Here is a 20,305-nt window from a genome sequence, read left to right on the forward strand (position 1 = left end):
CGCTGCGATCTTTTTGAGTGCGTAACTGCGATCTCGGCGCGGGTCAGAACGACATGAACCGCACGACCGCGCCCGTTGGGTCGACGACGGTGGCGATGCGACCGTAGGGGGTGTCCTCGGCCTCGTCTTTGATGGTGGCACCGAGCTCGAGCGCCTTCGCGACGGTCGCGTCGACGTCATCAGAACCGAAATACACCGCCCAACTCGCGGCCTCCCCCTCTGCGAGGTCGCCCTTCGCGTCGTAGATGCCCGCGAACGGCTGCCCCTCGCGCTCGAAAGTCATGTACCGAAAATCAGCGCCGTCGCCCTCGTCTTTGAGGGTGAAGCCGAACGCTTTCTCGTAGAACTCGACGGCCTTCTCAAAGTCGGATGCAAGTAACTCGCACCAGACCGGCGCACCGTGCTCGCGCTCCGCCTGGAACCCGGTGTGGTTGCCGGACTGCCAGTACCCGACCGTTGCACCGGTGGTGTCGGTTGCGAACCCCATCACTCCCATGTCGGGAACGTTCATCGGCTCGAACATGTTCATGCCGCCCGCTTCAGCGATCGCGGATGCCGTCTGGTTGGCATCCGTCGTCAGCAGGTACACCGTCCAGCTGTCTGCGTAGGGGGCGTCATCCTGCTTCTTCATCGCGCCGGCGATGCGCCGGCCGGTGGAACTGAAGCTGACGTAGCCGCCGTAGAGCACCTCGTCGCCCGTTTCGGCGTCCCAGCCGAAGAGCGCGCTGTAGAACTCTTGCGAGCGGGCCGGGTCTGATGTCGTGAGTTCGAGCCAGCAGGGTGCGCCGGGGGTCGTGACCGTGATGTCAGGCATGGAGGGTCCCTTCGTCGATCGAAAGTTTTGCAAGTCAGGGTAGTCGCGGCCCGCGGCGGCGGCTAGGGGTGGGTCGCGCACTGGCTCACATTCGCGCATGACAGGCTGGTGGGATGCTGCCCACAACCCGAACCCCCGCATGTTAGGCGCCGAAGCGGTCGCGTTCCTCCGCGCGACGACCGAAGGCACCCGCGTCGTGGTGCGCCATCAACTCGATGACGGCCAGGCGACGGATGCCCTCGGCTGGTTCGTGCGCTCGGACGAGACCCACTGCGCGATTGCGACCAAGCGCGGGCTCGAGATCGTTGCGTACACCGCGGTGATCGCGGCCAAAGAAGTGCCGCCGCCCCCGCCGCCGCGGCCCCGGCGTGGCGCAACCTCACCGCTGATCGAGTAGGCCGCCCGCAAACCCACCGCTGATCGAGTAAACCGCCCGCAACCCCACCGCTGATCGAGTAAGCCGCCCGCAACCCCACCGCTGATCGAGTAGCGACGAAGGAGCGTATCGAGATCCTTGTGACGGGGCCTCGACTCGCTCCTTCGTCTGTGGTTACTGAGCTTGTCGAAGTAGCGACCTACGCCGCCACCTTCGCGAGCAACTCGTCGAGTCGCTCGTAGCCGTCGTTGACCCCGCGCTCCATGCCCGACTGGGCCATGCCGTCGCGACTCTCCTGAGTCGGGTAGACGCTGTGCCCGATCACGCGGCACCGGCCTTTCCCGAGGTCCTCGATCCGAAGGAACTCGAGGCTCACCGCACCGGGAAAACCTTCGAACTCGAAGGTCTGCACGATGCCGTTCTCGAGTGACGCCGAGTGCACGACTCCACTGAACGCGTAGCCCTCGTCGCCGTCGTAATGCACGTAGCGGTAGCTGCCGCCCGGGACGATGTCCCAGCGCTCGAGTTCCATACGGTAGCCGCGCGGACCGAGCCATTCGACGATCAGCTCCGGGTCGGTGTGTGCCCGATACACGGCCTCGGCCGGGGCATCGAACTCGCGCACGATCTCGATGTACGGCTGGCCGTCAGGCACGGTGATGTTGGTTGGGTTCGTCATTTCTTTTCCTTTCTCTGTGTTGGGGTGGTGACCTTCAGGCCGGCGAGGACGTCGTCCAGCCGGCGAAATCGTGATTCAGCTTCGAGCCGATAGGTATCGATCCAGGCGGTGAGCTCCTCGAGCGCTTCGGGCACGAGATGGGCGGGGCGGCGTTGTGCATCCCGCGTCCGGCTCACGAGGCCGGCCTGCTCGAGCACCTGGATGTGCTTCGACACCGCCTGCTTCGAGATCGCGAAGGGCTCGGCGAGTTCGTTTACCGTCGCGGGGCCGCGACTGAGCTTCGCCACGATCGCACGGCGCACCGGATCCGCAAGCGCAAGAAAGGCGCGATTGAGCCGCTCGTCGGCATCCGTCGCCTTGCTCATAATCAACTTCCCTCTTGATCAACCTATTCGTTGAATACGATACGGCCGGATGCCCCACGTGGCAACCCTGTTCACCGACTTTTTTCGTCAGCCCGGTTGGGCAGCCCCGGCCGGAGTGATAGGCAGGAGGTATGACTTCCGACCATCTCTCCGCTGCCGTCGCGCTCGCGGTCGCGAACGTCGACTCCGGCGGAGGACCGTTCGGCGCGATCGTCGTCACCGCAGACGGACGGGTCTTCGAGGGCACCAACCTTGTGACCGCAGAAAACGACCCGACAGCACACGCCGAAGTTGTCGCGATCCGCCGAGCCTGCGCAGCGCTCGGCACCTTCGACCTCACCGGCGCGACCGTCTATGCCAGCTGCGAACCCTGCCCGATGTGCGTCGCCGCTAGTCTGTGGGCACGGGTCGGCTCCGTGGTTTACGCCGCGGACCGGCACGACGCCGAACGAGCCGGATTCGATGACGCCCGCTTCTTCGACCACTTTGACGGCGTCACGCCCGCCATCTCGATCACCGCTGCCGAGGTTGCAGACAAGCTTGCCCCATTCACCGCGTGGGGCGCGAAGCCCGACCGGATCGACTACTGACCAGCCCATGCTCTCCGAAGGATCGCGATGACCCTCCCGCCGCAACAGCCGTACCAGCCGCAGCAACCGCTCCCTCCGCAGCAGCCCGGCTGGCCGCCGACTCCACCGGAGCGCCGCCGTCGTCCCGGCCTCATGATCTTTCTGTTCGTCGGACTCCCGCTGATCGGGCTCGCGCTCGTCATCGCCGCAACGCTCTTTGCCATGAACGCGTTGAACGGCGAGCCGGTGAGCGAAAACGTCGATACGGATGCCGGCACCAGTCTCCTCATCGACATCCCGAACGCCTCGATCGATCTGGGCGTGAGCGATGATGACGAGATCCACGTATCGATGCGGGGCAACTACTCAGGCGCACGACCGACCCTCGACGTGACGACCGCCGGCGACGAGACCGAAATCCGGGGCGGATGCCCGTCGGGCTGGTTCGTTTTCAACCGCTGCGACGTGCGGATCGAAGTGCTTCTTCCGGCTGACCTCGACGTCGTCGCCGGCGGAAAGAACGGCGCGATCACCGCCGAGGGTCTCACCGGGGACCTCGACCTGTCGACGACGAACGGCCGCATCGAGGTGGAAGGCTCTCGCGGGGACCTCCAGCTGCACTCGACGAACGGCCGGATCGAGATCGAGGATTCGGAATCGAGCCGGGTTGAAGCGGACACCACCAACGGCAGCGTGACTCTGAGCTTCGAGAACGCCCCGGACGAAGTGATAGCGCTCAGCACCAACGGTGAGATCCGCGTCGAAGTGCCCGATGACGACACCGAGTACTTCATCGAAGCAGACACGACCAACGGCAACGTCGACGACCAGGACGTCCCGAGTGACCGCGACGCGACGCGCACGATCACGGCCGAGACGACGAACGGCGACGTGACGATCACAACCGACCGCTGAGTGGGGTCCCGCTGCAGTGCCGGCGCGCGCGGTTTCGCGGGTCTGACGGCGTTGCGCGGGTGAAGCAACACCCGCGTCGCCCAAAATACCCGCGCGGCAAGGGGTTGTGCGCCGCGGCCCGGCCGGGCTTGGCTGGATCCGGCCGCTTACCGCTTACCGAAGGAGCAATCCCATGACCGTGAAGCTCAACCAGCCCGCATTCCGGCAGGCGAAGAAGCTCGTCGGCGACGGCAAGGTTGTCCGCGACGAGCGCGACGACTGGAGCGAGCACGCCCCGAGCGCCGACGACGAAAACACGTTCCTCGACAAACATTCGTGGACCGACTACTCGCACTGGCACCTCGGCGTTGACGACGAGCATCCGAAGGACACGAAGGGGCACTACAAGTTCCCCATCGGTGACTTCAGCAAGGTGCACAGGTGTGCCGTGATCTCGGCCGAGAGCCGTGCCGGCCAGTTCGATCACGACGAGATCCGGGATGCTCTCAAAAAACTTCTCGAAAAGATCGACGGCTGAGCAACGCGCGCTCCTAACTCACTCGCGCCGGTTTGACCACCTCTTGACCCGGAACCTCCGGTCGAGAAACGTGGAACCACGTGCCAGCGCGGCGCAGTGGAGAAGGAGCGAAGCATGTCGAAAAACACCGTCGTTGTGATCACCGGGGCGTCGAGCGGGATCGGCCGCGCCACCGCCCTGCTCTACGCGAGCAAGGGAGCAAACGTCGTCCTCGCGAGTCGTCGCGGCCAGGCTCTGACGAAGCTCGTGAAAGAGTGCGAAGAACGCGGTGGCGAGGCTATCGCCGTAGCGACCGACGTCACCGATGCCGCCCAGGTCGATGCGCTGGCCCGCGCTGCCGTCATGAAGTTCGGCCGCATCGACGTGTGGGTCAACAACGCGGCCGTCTCGGCGTTCGCACCGTTCCTCGAGATGCCGCTCGATGACATCCGTCGTGTGCTTGACGTGAACATCATGGGCTACGTGTACGGCGCCCGCGCCGCCCTCGCGGTAATGACCGAGCAGGGGCACGGAAGCCTCATCAACGTCGCGTCGATCGTCGGCGAGGTGCCACAGCCGTACACCGCGCCGTACGGCATGTCGAAGGCGGCGGTTCGCGCGCTCGGCGTGAGCCTGCGGTCGGAGCTCGCGCTGCAGAAGCAGAAGCACATCTCCGTGTCGACGATTATGCCTGCGACCATCGATACCCCGTTCTTCCGGCATTCAGCGAACTACACCGGGCGCCAGGTCGTCGCAATGCCGCCGGTGTACAGCCCCGACCTCGTCGCGAAGCTCATCGTGCGCACCGCGAAGAAGCCGAAGAACGAGGTGATCGCGGCAGGCCCGATCGGTAAGTCGCTCGTCAAGCAGCACCGCAAGACGCCGGCCGCGGTCGAGGCGCAAATGGCGCTGCAGACCGACAAGACGCACCTGTCTCGCAAGAACAAGGCGCAGTCGACGGACGGCACTCTCTACTCACCGGCTCCGACAGCGGATGCCACCGCCACCGGCGGCTGGAAAGGCAGCGAACGCACCGGCAGCCGCTCGTTCCTGGGATCGCTTGCCGCGGCGGCGCTCGGGGTGGCTATCGCGCGTTGGGTGCTCACCGCGGAGACCGAGACTGCCGGGAAGAAGAAACGCCGCGGAAAGGCTCAGGCCGGGAGGGCGTTTCGGCGGTAACCGCGCTGGCCGTGCACGAAGTGGTAGAGCACAGCGGCGAGCACGACAACAATCGCGAGGACCTCATACATCCCGTGGAATCCGGTCACAGACAGAAGTGAGCCGAGCACGAGCGGCCCGAATCCGATGCCGGCGTCGAGCATGAGGAAGAACGTCGACGTGGCGACACCAATGCGGTGCGGAGGAGCCATCGTGACGGCGATGGCCTGCGCACAGGGCATGAGGGCACCGAAACCGAATCCGATGAACACCGCCGAGCTCGCCAGGACGACCCCGTTGGGCGAGAAGCCCAGTAGTGCGAGTCCGATCGCGAAGGAGATGAGAGTCGGGTACACCACGGCGTTGTCACCGAAGCGGTCCTGGATTCGACCGACGAAGAACCGAGACAGCAGGACGACCGCGGCGTAGATGAGGAAGAACGCGCTGGCGGCGGCGACCATGTTCTCGGACTGGGCGAACGAGTTCAGGAAAGCGAGGACACCTGAGTAGCCAATGGCAGCGACGAACATCACCGCTCCGATGGTGAGGGCTGCTGGCTCGAACAGATCCCGTGCCCGGAACTTCCACTTGTCGGCGACCTCGAGCGCGGACGGCGTGCGCTCGGGCAGCTTGAGGAAAAACGAGAAGATGAGGCCGACGGCAGCGCACGCGGTGCACAGGGCGAAGAGCACGTCGTAGCTCGAGACGTCGACGAGCACTACGGCGAGGAATGGGCCGACTGCGGTGGCGAGCGTGGTGGAGATTCCGAAGTAGCCGGTCCCCTCACCACGACGGTGGGCGGGAATGAGACCCATGACGGATGCGGAGATCGACGTACTCGCCGCACCGAAGGCGATGCCGTGGATAGTGCGAACGACGAGCAGCAGAACGAGGTTGTCCGCCGGGATATAGAGGAACCCGGCGACAACGTACGCGGCCAACGCGAAAATCAGCATCCGGCGCCTGCCGACGAAGTCGAGGAACTTGCCCGCGAAGATGCGGGCGATCAACGCACCGATGATGAAGGTGCTCGAGGAAAGCCCCGCGGCGGTGTCAGACGCACCGAAGCGATCGACCGCGTAGAGCGCCATGGTGGTCATCAGTGTGTAGAACACAATGGCCAGGAAGAAATTCACCAGGATGGCGAGGAGAAAACTCGGAGTCCAGAGTTTTACGGGATTGTTCGACACGATCGGATCGCTTTCGGTAGACGGGGACTACGCACCACGTCGTGACGAGCCGAAGGTTCAATAATACGCCTCCCTTCTAGGCGGATCGGCCAGACCGGCGACGCTGGATGCGTCAGTCTGCGTCAACTGAGCGCCATCTGCGCACTAACTGACAGGTCGCTGAGTAGGAGGAATCCTCCGGTGGTTGGCGATGTTGACTGGAGGGAGCGCACAAACGCCGCGTACCCGAGCGGCCGTGCGTCGAAGGAGATCATGAGCAGAGTATTTGAAGAGATCGAGTCCCAGGCGGGCGAGATCGCGAAGTACCGTCGCCACAGCAACGGTCGCGGACTTGTCGCCTCCACAGCAGTCGTCGACCCGACGACCTTCCTCGACCCCACCGCCTACGTCGAACCGGGCGCGCATGTCGCCGGCCGCTGCTGGGTCGGAGCCGGCAGCTGGATCGACCGCGACGTCACCCTCGCGCCCGGAGTATTCGTGGGCGCGAACGTGCACATCGGCGCCGGTACCACCGTCGGTGTCGGAGCCGAGATCGGCAGCCACTGCCGCATCGGCGCCGACGCCAAAATCGGCGCCGGAGCCCGCATCAGCCGCGACAGCACCATCCCGACCGGAGCTGTCGTTGCCGGCTCCCGCACCGGGGCTGCCAACGCCCTCACCCGAGCCGCGTAGGCGCAATCACCGCAAGACGACAGACGGATGCCGCTCGACGGCATCCGTCTTCGTCATTCGTAGCGGCACCTCGGGCCACGCGCAAGGCTGAGGTGACGCCTGTCCCCGTTGCTAGGGTCGGAGCACGCGCGCGGCCGTCTGGCCTCCGCGGGATAAGGGGATTGCTGTGAACACCAACGACCGGCTCCGCCAGATTGTCGTTCTGGTCAGCGCCATCGTCGCGATCATCGGGGCCTTCATCGGATCTGGAGCGGCGGGCGGGGTTCCCATAGCCGAAGCATCCGGAGGCGCACTGTCTGCGGATGCCACACCGGTCGCGCCAGACGGGCCGGCCTTCGCCATCTGGTCCGCCATCTACGCGGGGCTGATCGCGTACACGATCTGGCAGCTGCTGCCCGGTCAGAAGTCGGCCGAACGCCACCGCCTCCTTGGTTACCCGATCGCACTGTCGCTGATTCTCAATGCTGCCTGGATCCTCAGCGTGCAGTTCGATCTCCTCTGGGCGAGTGTGCCGGTCATCGTCGCCCTGCTCGTAGTGCTGATCTGGGCGTTCCGGATCACGCTCGCGCACCGGCCGAAGAACCTCATCGACACGATCGTGACCGATGGAACCATGGGCCTTTACCTCGGCTGGGTCACCATCGCGACGGTCGCCAATATCGCCGCCGTTCTGGCGGCCACCGATTTTGACGGGCTCGGCCTGTCGCCCGACCTCTGGGGTGTGCTGCTGATTGCGGTCGCCGGCGTGATTGGCGTCGGCCTTGCGCTCTGGAACCGCGGACGCCTCGCTCCCTCCGCAGCACTCTCGTGGGGAATCGGCTGGGTTGCCTACGGGCGACTCGCCGGAGACCTTGAGTCGGTGCCGACCGCGATCACGGCGATCGCCATCGTTGCGGTGATCTTTCTCGTGACCATCGCCGCACGCATCAAGGCGCCGAAGCCGCTGCCCGCGCAGGCGTAAGGGCTCCGGCTCGGGGCCGGAATCGAGTTGCCTCAAAAGGTCGTTCGCAAAATCGAGTTGCCTCAAAGGGTCGTTCCGGAGCATCCGGAGTGACCTTTTGGGGCAACTCGACTGCTTTGCGCCGTCACGGCGGCATGCGACATTGGGACCGGGCCCGGACTCAGGCGGGCCAGATCCCGATGATGAGCGCCATGATCACGATCGTCACGAGCTCGTGGGCGACGTTGAGCACGGTGAGCCCAGCGGGGCGGCCGTCGAAGGCGTCATGGGTGATGAAACGTGCCGCCGTGAATCCCGCCCAGAGGATGACGCCGGTGAGCAGGGCGTTGAGCAGGAAGCTACCGCCGTAGAAATCCCAGGACAGGTAAGTCGCGCCCGCGAGGACCCACGCCGTGATGAAACTCACGATCAGGGTGACGATGATGGGCCGGATCGCATCCTTCGTGTTGCCCGATGGCGTGACGTTGGCCTGTTTCATCCAGTACTTGCCGAAGACCTTGGGCGTGTACCAGATCGAGCCGACCACCATACTCGACAGGGTCGCAAGCAGTACGGCCCAGTAGTTGATCTCGGGGATCATGCTCTGTCCTTCCGTGGGGCGGATGTTGGGATCTTACGCCCCACGAAGACGTTAGGGCTCGATCCAGTTGGAGTCGCCACCCATGCCGGAGTGGGGATCGGTCGGCGGGACCGCCGGGCCACCGTGGCGGCGGTACGCGCTCGGAGGCTGCCAGTCTGCCCGCAGGAGGTCTGCCCACTCGGTGAACTCGGTTTCGCCGGTGATTTTGGCGAGGGTATCGAGCTGCCAGGAGTGGATGGCGTGATAATTCTTGTTCTGCCACAGTGGGCTCTGGCAGTAGTCGGACTGCACACAGTAGTACGAAACATCGTTCTCGTTACGAGTCAGTGGCATCATCCGGTCGAGCACCGCCGTCGCACCGCCGTCGAAGTACTTCGCGACTTCGGCCGTGACGGTGGGCGCGTATCCGTTCGTCGCCGTGCCGGTGAACTTCCAGTAGTCGTAGAGCCCGAACATCGCGAACGCGTGCCCATTCAGCACGAGAAGCGGAGGCTGGTTGCTGGCGTATTCCTCGAAGTAGAGGTGCTTGTCGATCACGAGGCTCGACCACGGAAGGTTCGCCGAGTACGGCTGCTTGAAGCTGGCCCAGGTCTTATCAGCCGCGTTCTTCCACGTTGCCCGGGTCTTCACATCCGGATCCTGCTCCGCGAGCCGGGTGAACAGCGACAGAGCCTGGCCCTGCGCCATTGCCGACCACCACGGTGCCGGGAGGTGACGCTTGTAGTACGTCCACGGGAATTTGTACGGGTACCACCAGGCACCGTCTCGCGGAACCGCTATCTCGGTGAGCCGCTCAGCGTGCCGTTTCGCCCGGTCGAGCCACACCTTGTCGCCAGTGCGGTTGTACTCGATCAGCGCTGAAATGCCGTACTGCGCGTAGGCAACCGGGTGATCCTCTCGAAGGTTGTTGTCGAGGCGCAGGTAGATGCGCAGCCCGGTCGGGTCGAGCTTGACCGCTGAGTCATACACGCTGACCGGCGGACGGTCGAGGTATGGCGCCTCGATGTCGGCGTTGAGCGTCAGGTTCGACACCGCCCAGTCCTTCAGCGGCTGGGTCTTGGACGCGAACACGCATCGCGCATTGTCCGCAGCGGCGGCCGAAACAACGGCCTTGCCGCCGAGGACCACACGGGCCGGAGCGCCCAACGCCGTGATGGCATCGTTCACCGCCGGGTAGACACAAGTGGGAGGAGTGACATTGAGAGGAACGGAGAGGCGACCGGCGAGAGCGGCGCCCGCGAGAGCATCCGGAAAATCCAGCCCGGTGGCGAGGAATGACGTCTGAGCGGACCCGGGAGCGAAGTATGCCCGGTTGAGAGACGCCGCGGTCTCGTACCGTGATGCTCCGCCGTAACGGGTCACCGTGTATCCGGCGTTCGTCAGCTGGTTCTGGATACCGGCACTCACGGCACCGTTCGCCCCGGCGATCGAGATGGTCGTGACTTTGAGCTTCGCAAGCGCCGCAACGGTGGCGGGCGGAACGGATGCTTTCGCTCCGTCCACGAGGACGACAGGCGCCTTCCTGGAACCGGCGGCACCTGACGCGGCGAGGGCATCGGGGAACATTCGTCCGGTGGCGATGATGGCGTGATCGGCGGCCGTGAAGGCTCTCGCCACAACCTTGAGCCCGGTTGCATAGCGATCGACGCCCGAGAGCCGCTCAGTGGGAGCGATGCCCGTCAGGGCGAGCCGAACCTTCTCGCTGACCACCGCGGCGCCGCCGATGACGTAGATTCTGGCCGGCTTCAGGCGCTTCAGTTCGGTAGTGACCACAGAGGGAAGGCTTCCGGCCGGGGTGAGGAGGAGTGGCCCACCGAGTCGAGCAGCCGCAGCGGCTGACGACAGCGCGTCGGGGAAGTCGGCACCCGTTGTGACGAACGCTGCCGGCACACCCGCGGCGTATTGGTTCGACACGGCAACCGCCGTCTCGTAGCGGGACGCTCCGCTCAGGCGGGTAATGCTGGCGGTCGAGGCCGTCGACGCGGCCTGCGCGCTCGCCTCGTCGGCTGATGCGGGAGCGGGGGGCGAGCCGGTGACGGCGAGCGGGACAGCGAGGGCCGCCGCCACTGCGATGGTAATGAGCGCGCGAAATCGCATGGGAACTGGCTTCCTCTGTCCGTCTGGAACCACCATGCGGATCTGCGCTCGGTGGCTCGTAATCTAACACGCCGGATATGCCGCTGGTGTCCCCCCGATCCGGGGAGGGCAGGCACGTTCGGGAGGTAAATCGTAGGGTCCATCGCCTATACGAGGACGAACCCCACGATTTACCTCCCGAAAGCGATCAGACCGCGGCGCGAGCGACCTGGATCGCCGCAACGACCCGCGCCCGCAGCGCATTCGAGCGTCCGGCGAACGCGCGCTGCTGCCGCACATACTCCGCCTTACCGTCCGGCGTCTCGATCGCAACGGGTTCGGCGCCCCACGGTGCCATGTCGTACGGGGATGCCCGCATGTCGAGCCAGCGGATGTCGCGCGCCAGCACGAACGCATCGAGCAGCACCTCGCCGGGCACGAGCGGCCCGAGCTTGACGGCCCACTTGTACACATCCATCCCGGCGTGAAGGCACCCGGGCTGCTCGAGCTCGGGTGAACTCTCACGCGTGGGCTGCAGCCGGTTGCGGGGAACGGCATCCGGGGTGAAGAAACGGAACGCGTCGAAGTGCGAGCAGCCGATGTGGTGGGACTCGACGACCTCGTCGGTTCCGGTCTGGCCGAGCCGCAATGGCACCGCGTGGCGGATCTCCTCTTGTCTGTAGACCATGGCCCACTCGTGCAATCCGAAGCAGCCGAACTGGCTCACGCGCGCAGCTGTGCGGCGAAGGAGGTTCTCAATGAAGTCGACGCTCGCACCCTTCGCTTCGAGAAACGCCGCTGCGTCGACCTCGATACCGTCGCGCCCCTGGCGGTACCAGCGCCAGTCCGCGCGGTCCTGGCCGGCGGCATCCGTCAGCACGACACCCGCCCCGGGGTGCCAGCGCCGCAGCAACCGCGGCTTGAACGGGTAGTACGTGAAGAGAAAATCCTCGATCGGATGCTTCTCGCCCCGCTGCGCCCGCTCCCGATGATCGGCGGTCAGCGCGTCTGCGCGCTCGGAGTGGGCGAGCTCCCGCGCCTGCCACTCGGCGCGGGGCAGCACCGTGGTGGTCAGGGTCAATTCGGGCATGCTCTTACGGTAACCCGGAGCGGGTTCGTTGCGACGCCAAACATATGACGAACGTCGCCAACTTTTGCACCTCGGGTGTGGTTGAATTGTCTGATGGTCGACATAAGTCCCTCCGCGCTTGGATCGTCGGCGACGAGCGACATCTTTCAGATCCTCCGAGACGGTCGACCGCGCACTCGCACCGAGCTCGCGAGCCTGACCGGACTCGCACGCTCCACGGTCGGGCTGCGCATCGACTCTCTTCTGCAGCTCGGGCTCATCGGCCCTGCCGAGACGGCGCCGTCGACGGGCGGGCGGCCCTCCTCCCAGTTCGCCCTGACCGGGGGAAACAAGGTCGTCCTCGCCGTCGACATCGGAGCAACCCACGTGCGCATCGCGGTGAGCGACCTGACCGGCCGACCTCTCAGTGAAGACGGCACAGACATCGCGGTTTCCGAGGGACCCGAGAAGATCCTCAACTGGGTCATCCGCGCCGGCGACGACCTCATCACGAACGCCGGCAGGAGCCTCGACGATCTGCTCGCGATCGGCGTCGGCCTGCCCGGACCGGTCGAGCACTCGAGCGGCCGCCCGGTCAACCCACCGATCATGCCGGGCTGGGACAACTTCGACGTACCCACTTGGCTCCAGGCCCATTTTCACGTGCCCGTCCTCGTCGACAACGACGTCAACATCATGGCGCTCGGCGAACGTGAGGTCGCATGGCCCGACGTGGACCACCTCATCTTCGTCAAGGTCGCGACGGGCATCGGCGCCGGCGTCATCTCCCGAGGGATGCTCCAGCGCGGTGCCCAGGGAGTGGCCGGCGACATCGGCCACGTGCGCGTTCCACGTGACAACGAGACGATCTGCCACTGTGGCAACGTCGGCTGCCTCGAGGCGATCGCCTCGGGGCCGGCCCTCGCCAAGGCGCTCTCCGAGCAGGATCTCGTCGCGGAGTCGAGCCAGGACGTCATCGAACTCGTGCGCTCGGGCAACACGAGGGCGACCCAGGCTGTGCGGCAGGCCGGACGCGACCTCGGCGAAATTCTCAACGCCTGCATCAGCCTGATCAACCCGTCGGTCATCGTCGTCGGTGGCGCCATGGCGCAGGCCGGCGAACACCTCATCGCCGGCGTGCGCGAGGTCGTCTACGCCCGCTCCATGCCGCTCGCGACGCAGCACCTGCAGATCACCCAGTCCAGCGTCGGTGCCAATGCGGCCGTGCTGGGCGCAAGCATCCTCGCCATCCACCACGTGCTCTCCCCCGAGAACGTCGAAGCCATGGTGGTCGACCTTGCGGATGCCGCCACGCGCTGACTTCCGCCCGTTCCGTTCGCGCCGCCCCGCGGCATCCGCCGCCGAACGCACGAACGGTCCGAAAGGGTCATTCCTGATGAACGGGAACGACCCTTCCGGACCGATCGAACGACCTACTTCGTGCTGAACGCCGCGTCGAAGGCGGCATCCGGAGCAGCGAACGCGAACTTGCGCACGAACTCAAGCGCTTCGGGCGCACCGACGAGGCGGTCCATGCCGGCGTCTTCCCACTCCACCGAGAGCGGACCGTCGTAACCGATCGCGTTCATCATGCGGAACGCGTCCTCCCACGGCACGTCTCCGTGCCCGGTCGAGATGAAGTCCCAGCCACGACGCGGGTCCGCCCACGGCAGGTGTGACGAGAGCCGGCCGTTACGGCCGTTGCCGAGTCGCTTCTTCGTGTCCTTGCAGTGCACGTGGTAGATCCGGTCCTGGAAGTCCCAGAGGAACGCGACCGGGTCGATGTCCTGCCACACCATGTGCGACGGGTCCCAGTTGAGGCCGAACGCCTCACGGTGCCCGATCGCCTCCAGCGCCCGAACGGTGGTCCAGTAGTCGTACGCGATCTCCGACGGGTGGACCTCGTGCGCGAACCGCACCCCGACCTCGTCGAACACGTCGAGGATCGGGTTCCAGCGATCGGCGAAGTCCTGGTAACCGGCTTCGACCATCGCCTCGGAGGCGGGCGGGAACATCGCGACGTACTTCCAGATCGACGACCCGGTGAACCCGGTCACCGTCTTCACGCCGAGCTTCGCCGCGAGCCGCGCTGTGTTCTTCATCTCCTCGGCCGCACGCTGCCGCACGCCCTCGGGGTCGCCGTCGCCCCACACGATGTCGGGCAGGATGTCGCGGTGCCGCTGGTCGATCGGGTCATCGCACACGGCCTGGCCCTTGAGGTGGTTCGAGATGGTGAACACCTTGAGGTTGTACTTCTCGAGCAGCGCCAGCTTGCCGGCGACATATTCTTCGTCATCCCATTGCCACGGGTTGAGGTGGTCGCCCCAGCAGGCGATCTCGAGCCCGTCGTAGCCCCACCCGGAGGCGAGCTTCACAACTTCTTCGAACGGCAGGTCGGCCCACTGGCCGGTGAACAACGTAACTGGTCGTGCCATGAATTACTCCTTGGTCGGGTTCGATCGAGAAACGGATGCCGCGAGCTCAGTCGATGCCGGAGGTCGCGGTCCACGCGCTCCCGGATTCCGCACTGCGCTCGACGGCCTCGAGTACCTGCTGCACCTGCAAACCGTCGGCGAACGACGGGGTCGGCTGGGTGCCGGACATCACGTCCACCACGAAGTCGCGGGCCTGGTGGCTGAAGCCGTGCTCGTACCCGAGCATGTGACCGGTGGGCCACCACGCTTCCATGTACGGGTGCTCCGGCTCGGTGACGAGGATTCGGGTGAAGCCCTGCTGGCCGGCCGGCGCGGTCGCGTCGTAGAAGCCGAGCTCGTTGAGGCTCTCGAGGTCGAACGAGATCGCACCCTTCGAGCCCGACACCTCGATCCGGAACGCGTTCTTGCGCCCGGTCGACATGCGGGTGGCTTCGAACGAGCCGACCGCTCCTCCGTCGAACCGGCCGGTGAACAGCGCAAGGTCGTCGACGGTGACGTCGCCCATCTCGTCGGATGCCGTTCCCGACAGCCCGGACGCCTCGGCGAGGATCGGGCGCTGCTTCACGAAGGTCTCGAGCATGCCGCTCACGGTCGTGAGCTTCTGCCCGGTGATGAACTGGGCGAGGTCGATCGCGTGCGCGCCGATGTCGCCGAGCGAACCGGAGCCGGCGAGGTGCTTCTGCAACCGCCACGCGAGCGGAACCTCGGGGTCGACGAGCCAGTCCTGGAGATAGTTGGCGCGCACCTGACGGATTTCTCCGAGCGCACCGGATGCCACGAGGTCGCGCGCGTATGTCGCTGCCGGTACCCGGCGGTAGGTGAACCCGACCATCGCGTAGACGCCCTTGGCCGCTGCCTTCTCGGCAGCTTCGGCCATCGCCCGCGCTTCTTCGACCGTGTTCGCGAGCGGCTTCTCGCACAGAACGTGCTTGCCCGCCTCGAGCGCGGCGATCGCGATCTCGACATGCGAGTCACCGGGGGTGACGATGTCGATCACGTCGATGTCGTCGCGAGCGACAGCATCCCGCCAGTCCGTCGCCGTCTCGGCCCAGCCGAACTTCTCCGCGGCAGCCGCCGTGTTCTCGGCGTTGCGGCCGACGATCAGCGTCATCTCGGGTTTCGCCGGCAGGTCGAAGAACCGCGGGGCGACTCTCCAGCCCTGGGAGTGGGCGGCGCCCATGAAGCCGTAGCCGATCATGGCGATGCGAAGTGTGGGTGTGTCTGGCACGTTTCCTCTTTCTGGCGGGGGCCGAAGCCCGGGCGGTGTCTCAGTTGAGCAGCTGGCGGTAGCCAGCAAAGAGGCGGGATGCTCGCGAGCACCCCGCCCCTTTGTGCCTACGACTCGAAGGCCGTCGGCAGGTATTTCTCGACGTTCTCGGCGGTCACAACCGGAGCGTTGAGCACGATCCGGTTCGGAACCTCGATCTCGACGAGGTCGCTCATGGCCTTGCCCTGGGCAACCAGTCGAGCGAGACGGATGCCATCGGCGGCTTGCGTGGACGGGTAGATGACGGTCGCCTTCAGCACGCTGTCACCCGACTCGATCTCGCGCATGGCGTTGGCGGATCCCGCACCGCCGACCATGAAGAACTCGTCGCGTCCGGCGGCGTCGATGGCGGCGAGGACCCCGACACCTTGGTCATCGTCGTGGTTCCAGATGGCGTCGATCTGCGGCGCTGCCGAGAGCAGCTGCGAGGTTGCTGCCTCTCCACCCTGGATGGTGAAGTCGGCGGCGACGCGGTTCGAGACCTCGAGTCCGCAGTCGGCGAGCGCGTCAGCGAAGCCCTGGCTGCGGTCCTGGGTCAGCGGGAGCGAGTCGATTCCGGCGATTTCGGCCACGACGGCATCCGGGTTGTCGCCGACCTGTTCGCAAATGTAGGTACCGGCCGAGACGCCCATGCCGTAGTTGTCACCGAGGATGGTGACACGAGCAGCGAAGGTGCTCGAGAACTCGCGGTCGACGTTGATCACGGGGATCCCCGCTTCCATCGCCTCGATCGCGACCTCGGTCAACGCGGCGCCGTCGGTCGGCAGCAACACGATCGCGTCGACCTGGTCGTTGATGAAACCCTCGACCTGGCTGATCTGGAGGTTCGCGTCGTTCGTGCCTTCGGCGACCCGGAGGTCGATGTCCGGGTACTTCTCTGCTTCGGCGAGCGCCGCCGAGTTGATGGCGCCGAGCCAACCGTGGTCGGCAGCGGGGCCGGAGAAGCCGATGACGACCTCGTCGCCCTCTGCCTCGTTGTCTTCAGCGGATGCCCCGGTGGGCTCCACATCGGTTCCGGTGTCTCCTCCAGGGGCACAACCGGTCAGAACCAGGGCGGCGGCGAGGGACGCGCCCGCGGCGACGAGCATCCGTCGCCGAGTGCTGGGTGAAAGCATGAATTCCTCCAATAGGTCGTTCGCAAGGTGCCAACGAGGAGGTTCGCGGACCCAGGGTGCTGTTGGGTCCTCAAGGACATGTCGACGTTGACTCGGCCACCATAGCAGAAGTGATAAGGAAATCGACGGACTTATTCTCGTTGATCGTCATATGTGTGTTAGATTGCGCTCATGATCGATGACGACCATGCGCTGCTGCTCGACGTCCGCGGGGTGACGAAGTCTTTCGCCGGCGTGCAGGCCCTCAAAGGAGTGAACCTCGCGGTTCGTGCCGGTGAAGTGCACTGCGTTCTCGGCCAGAACGGTGCGGGCAAGTCCACCCTGATCAAGACGCTCTCCGGCGTGCACCAGCCCGATGACGGCGAGATCCAGTGGCAGGGCCAGCCGGTCACCATCTCCGACCCGCAGGCCGCGCTCGACCTCGGCATCGCGACGATGTACCAGGAGCTCGATGTCGTCGACGGTCTCACCATCGCCGAGAACATCTTCCTCGGCCACGAACACTCCCGGGCAGGGATGCTCCGCGTCGGCGACGCTAACCGGCTCACCCGCGAGCTCCTCACCCGCCTCGGGCACGGTGACATTCCCGCATCGACCGAAGTGGGCCGCCTCTCAGCCGCGACCAAGCAGATCGTCAGCATGGCCCGAGCGCTCTCCCGCGACGCGAAGCTCATCATCATGGACGAGCCGAGCGCCGTGCTCGACTCCGGTGAGGTCGAGAACCTGTTCCGGGTCATCCGGGAGCTCACCAGCTCGGGCATCGCCGTCGTCTACATCTCGCACCGGCTCGAGGAGATCCGCCAGGTCGGCGACCGCATCTCCGTCATCAAAGACGGTCGCAGCACCGCGAGCGGGCTCGCCGTCTCCGAAACGCCGACACGTGAGCTGATCCGGCTGATGACGGGGCGGGATGTCGAGAACGTCTTTCCGGATGCCGTTCCGGTCCCCTCCAATGCGCCCACCCTTCTCGAGGTCAGTTACCTCAACCTGCGCGGGTCGTTCTCCGACGTCAACTTCACCGTGCGCGCCGGCGAGATCGTCGGTCTCGCCGGGCTGGTCGGCTCCGGTCGATCTGAAATACTCGAGACGATCTATGGGGCGCGGAAGGCGACATCCGGGACCGTTGCAGTCCAGGGCAAGACGCTCACTCCCGGGTCGGTGCGCGCCGCCGTTGCAGCCGGCATGGGCTTCTCACCCGAGGAACGCAAGAGCCAGGGCCTCATTCTCGACGAACCGATCTTCAAGAACGTGACCCTGTCGACGTTCTCGCGGTTCGCGCGCGGCGGGGTCCTCAACGAACGCGCCGAACGGAACGCCGCGCGCGAACAGATCGCCGCGCTGGAGCTCCGGCCGGATGATCCCGACCGCCCGGCCCGCACGCTCTCGGGCGGCAATCAGCAGAAGATCCTCCTCGCCCGCTGGCTCGTGCACGGCACCCGCGTTCTGCTGCTTGACGAACCGACCCGCGGCGTCGATGTCGGCGCGCGCGCCGAAATCTATGTTCTCATCCGGCGCCTTGCCGCCGAAGGAACCGCCATCGTCGTGGTCTCGAGCGAGATCGAGGAGGTTCTCGGTCTCGCCGATCGGGTGCTCGTCATCGGCGACGGCGAAGTTCTCGCCACGAAAAACGCCGGCGACATCGACGAATCGGGCGTGCTCGACCTGGTCATGAAAGGAAGTGCCGCGTGAGCGAGCAGAAAACCACGATCCTCACGGATGCCGAACCGCTTCCGGGTGCATCGCAGCAATCCGAACGGCCCAGCGCCCTGAAGCGCATCCTCGGCGGGTCAGCCGGCCGGAACCTCGGCCTCGTGATCGCGCTCCTGGTGCTCATCATCATCGGAACCGTCACCGCCGGTGACCGGTTCGCCGACATCAACAACGTGCTCACGATCATCCGTTACGCGTCGATCGTCGGAGTCATCTCGGTCGGCATGACGTTTGTGATCACCACGGGTGGCATCGACCTGTCGGTGGGATCGGTGATGGGCCTCGCGACGGTCGTTGCGAGTATCAGCGCTGTGCAGTTGGCGTCACCACAGTTCTCCGGATTCCTGATGATGCTGGTCGCCCTTCTCGTCGGCGCTGCCGCCGGGTTCGTCAACGGCATGATCATCGCCTACGGCCGGGTCGTCGCGTTCATGGCAACTCTCGCGATGCTCGTGGGTGCGCGCGGGCTCGCGGAACTCATCTCGGGTCGGCGCACCCAGATCGTCTCCAACAACGACTTCCTCGACATCGTGCGGGCGAACCTGCTCGGCGTCCCCGTGCTCATCTGGATCTTCGCGGTGGTCGCCATCGCCGGCTGGTTCCTGCTGAACCGCACCACCTTCGGCAGGCGAACGGTAGCGATCGGAGGCAACGCCGAAGCATCCCGACTCGCCGGTATCAACGTGAAGCGCCACCTCGTCTACGTCTACACGCTCGCCGGCCTGACCTCGGGAATCGCCGCCATCATGATGCTCGGGCGCACGACGGCGGGAACGTCGACGCACGGCACGCTCATTGAATTGGATGTCATCGCCGCGGTCGTCGTCGGCGGCACGCTGCTCAGCGGTGGTCGCGGAACGATCGTCGGCACCGTCCTGGGTGTGCTGATCTTCGCGACGCTCATCAACGTGTTCACGCAGAACAACCTCGACACGTCGGTGCAGGCCGTCGCGAAGGGCCTCATCATCGTGGTCGCCGTGCTGCTGCAGCAGCGGTTCGCGACGCGGGGTCCGTCGTCGGGTCGCAAGTAGCGGCATCCGCTTCGCGAGTTGCCCACCTTGGTGGGTGTGGCGCGCTGTGCACCCGCGAGAGTGGGCAACTCGCGCTCAGGCGCGCGCGGTCGCCTCGCGATAGCCCTCGAGCAGCGCCTCGGTGAACTGCACCGGGCGGACCACGCTCACCATGTGACTCGCGCCCGGGATCGTCACCAACCGGGCATTGCGGGTGGCAGCGAGGTAGCGGCGCGCGTGCGCCCGCACGTGGTCGAGCTTGCCGTTCACGAAGAGCACCGGCTCCTCGATCTGGCGCAGGCGCTCGATCGGGCGCAGCGTCAGCAGTGAGAGCAGCACGTCGTCCATCACCTCGAGGGCCACTCCCCCGGCGATCACATCGGTGGCACCGGGTTCGGGCACGAGCAGGCGCACCGCGAAGTCGTTGAGCCCCCGCCCGCGATCCGGGAACCGGTGGATCACCTTCGCGATCACCCGCCAGGTGTGCATGACGACCGGATGCGGAACGGTCGCACACGCCGCGGCGAGCAGGCCAGCGACCCGGCCCGGGTTCCGAGCGACCCACTCGATCGCGAGGTACCCGCCGAGCGAGAACCCCACCAGGTACGGTTTGGATCCGGATGCTTCCGCTCGCGTCACAGCATCATCGATCGACTGCAGCGCGGCATCGAGAGTGAAGCGCTCGTCAAGCCGGCGTCCGTGACCGGGAAGGTCGATGGCATCCGTCGGGATCCCAAGACGCGTGAGCTCCTCGACCTGCGCCCGGAACAGGGTCGCGGAGGTACGGAGGCCGTGCACGAAGATGACGGGAGCTGGCATCCCCTCATCCTAGATTCGCCCGCGGCCCA

21 protein-coding genes are annotated in these 20,305 nt (G+C 65.8%); 10 read left to right on the forward strand and 11 right to left on the reverse strand.

The features are described 5' to 3' along the window. Window positions 1–43: 43 nt before the first annotated feature. Complete coding sequence (locus tag ACWA1Q_RS14210) at window positions 44–814, reverse strand: VOC family protein (protein WP_463758284.1); 771 nt, start codon at window positions 812–814, stop codon at window positions 44–46. A 97-nt stretch (window positions 815–911) separates the two neighbouring features. Between ACWA1Q_RS14210 and ACWA1Q_RS14215 the strand changes: the two genes are divergently transcribed. Then, complete coding sequence (locus tag ACWA1Q_RS14215; protein ID WP_463758286.1) at window positions 912–1,211, forward strand: putative acetyltransferase; 300 nt, start codon at window positions 912–914, stop codon at window positions 1,209–1,211. Window positions 1,212–1,389: 178 nt separating this feature from the next. Here ACWA1Q_RS14215 and ACWA1Q_RS14220 read toward each other — a convergent pair whose 3' ends face one another. Then, window positions 1,390–1,869: an SRPBCC family protein gene (locus ACWA1Q_RS14220; RefSeq protein WP_463758287.1), complete on the reverse strand. Its 480-nt coding sequence runs from the start codon at window positions 1,867–1,869 to the stop codon at window positions 1,390–1,392. Continuing rightward, window positions 1,866–2,234, reverse strand: a complete 369-nt coding sequence (locus ACWA1Q_RS14225; protein ID WP_463758289.1) for an ArsR/SmtB family transcription factor — start codon at window positions 2,232–2,234, stop codon at window positions 1,866–1,868. Before ACWA1Q_RS14225 ends, ACWA1Q_RS14220 begins: the two co-directional genes overlap by 4 nt. 131 nt (window positions 2,235–2,365) lie before the next feature. Between ACWA1Q_RS14225 and ACWA1Q_RS14230 the strand changes: the two genes are divergently transcribed. The 4 genes from ACWA1Q_RS14230 (at window position 2,366) to ACWA1Q_RS14245 (ending at window position 5,393) form a co-directional block, all read left to right on the forward strand. After that, window positions 2,366–2,824, forward strand: a complete 459-nt coding sequence (locus ACWA1Q_RS14230) for a nucleoside deaminase (RefSeq protein ID WP_463758291.1) — start codon at window positions 2,366–2,368, stop codon at window positions 2,822–2,824. 27 nt (window positions 2,825–2,851) lie between these two features. After that, window positions 2,852–3,718 carry a DUF4097 family beta strand repeat-containing protein gene (locus ACWA1Q_RS14235; RefSeq protein WP_463758292.1) on the forward strand — a complete coding sequence of 289 codons (867 nt, stop codon included), beginning with the start codon at window positions 2,852–2,854 and terminating at the stop codon, window positions 3,716–3,718. A 172-nt stretch (window positions 3,719–3,890) separates the two neighbouring features. Further along, entirely contained in the window at window positions 3,891–4,235 is a 345-nt protein-coding gene (locus tag ACWA1Q_RS14240) for a hypothetical protein (RefSeq protein WP_463758294.1), read from the forward strand. A 114-nt stretch (window positions 4,236–4,349) separates the two neighbouring features. Continuing rightward, entirely contained in the window at window positions 4,350–5,393 is a 1,044-nt protein-coding gene (locus ACWA1Q_RS14245; RefSeq protein ID WP_463758295.1) for an SDR family oxidoreductase, read from the forward strand. On the opposite strand, the gene ACWA1Q_RS14250 is transcribed toward ACWA1Q_RS14245, so the two are convergent. Continuing rightward, entirely contained in the window at window positions 5,366–6,562 is a 1,197-nt protein-coding gene (locus ACWA1Q_RS14250) for an MFS transporter (RefSeq protein WP_463758297.1), read from the reverse strand. The two genes, ACWA1Q_RS14245 and ACWA1Q_RS14250, sit on opposite strands and share 28 nt — an antisense overlap. A 252-nt stretch (window positions 6,563–6,814) precedes the next feature. Between ACWA1Q_RS14250 and ACWA1Q_RS14255 the strand changes: the two genes are divergently transcribed. Continuing rightward, window positions 6,815–7,234, forward strand: a complete 420-nt coding sequence (locus ACWA1Q_RS14255; protein ID WP_463758299.1) for a DapH/DapD/GlmU-related protein — start codon at window positions 6,815–6,817, stop codon at window positions 7,232–7,234. A gap of 166 nt (window positions 7,235–7,400) precedes the next feature. After that, window positions 7,401–8,195 (forward strand): TspO/MBR family protein, encoded by a 795-nt coding sequence (locus ACWA1Q_RS14260; protein ID WP_463758300.1) that lies wholly within the window; start codon window positions 7,401–7,403, stop codon window positions 8,193–8,195. 160 nt (window positions 8,196–8,355) lie between these two features. Here ACWA1Q_RS14260 and ACWA1Q_RS14265 read toward each other — a convergent pair whose 3' ends face one another. The 3 genes from ACWA1Q_RS14265 to ACWA1Q_RS14275 form a co-directional block, all read right to left on the reverse strand. Next, window positions 8,356–8,775 carry a DUF1761 domain-containing protein gene (locus ACWA1Q_RS14265; protein WP_463758301.1) on the reverse strand — a complete coding sequence of 140 codons (420 nt, stop codon included), beginning with the start codon at window positions 8,773–8,775 and terminating at the stop codon, window positions 8,356–8,358. 51 nt (window positions 8,776–8,826) lie between these two features. Then, window positions 8,827–10,872, reverse strand: a complete 2,046-nt coding sequence (locus ACWA1Q_RS14270) for a cell wall-binding repeat-containing protein (RefSeq protein ID WP_463758303.1) — start codon at window positions 10,870–10,872, stop codon at window positions 8,827–8,829. A gap of 187 nt (window positions 10,873–11,059) precedes the next feature. Next, window positions 11,060–11,941, reverse strand: coding sequence for a 3-methyladenine DNA glycosylase (locus tag ACWA1Q_RS14275; protein WP_463758305.1), 882 nt, complete (start codon window positions 11,939–11,941; stop codon window positions 11,060–11,062). Between the two features lie 93 nt (window positions 11,942–12,034). On the opposite strand from ACWA1Q_RS14275, the gene ACWA1Q_RS14280 reads away from it, so the two are divergent. Further along, window positions 12,035–13,240 (forward strand): ROK family protein, encoded by a 1,206-nt coding sequence (locus ACWA1Q_RS14280; protein WP_463758307.1) that lies wholly within the window; start codon window positions 12,035–12,037, stop codon window positions 13,238–13,240. A 113-nt stretch (window positions 13,241–13,353) separates the two neighbouring features. On the opposite strand, the gene ACWA1Q_RS14285 is transcribed toward ACWA1Q_RS14280, so the two are convergent. The 3 genes from ACWA1Q_RS14285 to ACWA1Q_RS14295 all read right to left on the reverse strand — a co-directional run bounded on the left by ACWA1Q_RS14285 (window position 13,354) and on the right by ACWA1Q_RS14295 (window position 16,737). Then, window positions 13,354–14,355 carry a sugar phosphate isomerase/epimerase family protein gene (locus ACWA1Q_RS14285; RefSeq protein ID WP_463758309.1) on the reverse strand — a complete coding sequence of 334 codons (1,002 nt, stop codon included), beginning with the start codon at window positions 14,353–14,355 and terminating at the stop codon, window positions 13,354–13,356. Window positions 14,356–14,401: 46 nt separating this feature from the next. Further along, window positions 14,402–15,553, reverse strand: coding sequence for a Gfo/Idh/MocA family protein (locus ACWA1Q_RS14290; RefSeq protein ID WP_463760876.1), 1,152 nt, complete (start codon window positions 15,551–15,553; stop codon window positions 14,402–14,404). A 137-nt stretch (window positions 15,554–15,690) separates the two neighbouring features. Continuing rightward, window positions 15,691–16,737 carry a substrate-binding domain-containing protein gene (locus ACWA1Q_RS14295; RefSeq protein WP_463758310.1) on the reverse strand — a complete coding sequence of 349 codons (1,047 nt, stop codon included), beginning with the start codon at window positions 16,735–16,737 and terminating at the stop codon, window positions 15,691–15,693. Window positions 16,738–16,908: 171 nt separating this feature from the next. Between ACWA1Q_RS14295 and ACWA1Q_RS14300 the strand changes: the two genes are divergently transcribed. Together ACWA1Q_RS14300 and ACWA1Q_RS14305 are read left to right on the forward strand one after the other, a co-directional pair. Next, window positions 16,909–18,426, forward strand: coding sequence for a sugar ABC transporter ATP-binding protein (locus tag ACWA1Q_RS14300; protein ID WP_463758311.1), 1,518 nt, complete (start codon window positions 16,909–16,911; stop codon window positions 18,424–18,426). Further along, the gene (locus tag ACWA1Q_RS14305) at window positions 18,423–19,478 is read left to right on the forward strand and encodes an ABC transporter permease (RefSeq protein ID WP_463758313.1); all 1,056 of its coding nucleotides are present in this window, start codon (window positions 18,423–18,425) and stop codon (window positions 19,476–19,478) included. The genes ACWA1Q_RS14300 and ACWA1Q_RS14305 overlap by 4 nt, the downstream gene beginning before the upstream one ends. Before the next feature lie 75 nt (window positions 19,479–19,553). Here ACWA1Q_RS14305 and ACWA1Q_RS14310 read toward each other — a convergent pair whose 3' ends face one another. Continuing rightward, window positions 19,554–20,276: an alpha/beta fold hydrolase gene (locus ACWA1Q_RS14310; protein WP_463758314.1), complete on the reverse strand. Its 723-nt coding sequence runs from the start codon at window positions 20,274–20,276 to the stop codon at window positions 19,554–19,556. Window positions 20,277–20,305: the final 29 nt, after the last annotated feature.

This window comes from Mycetocola sp. TRD_SC_2 (genome assembly GCF_055361225.1).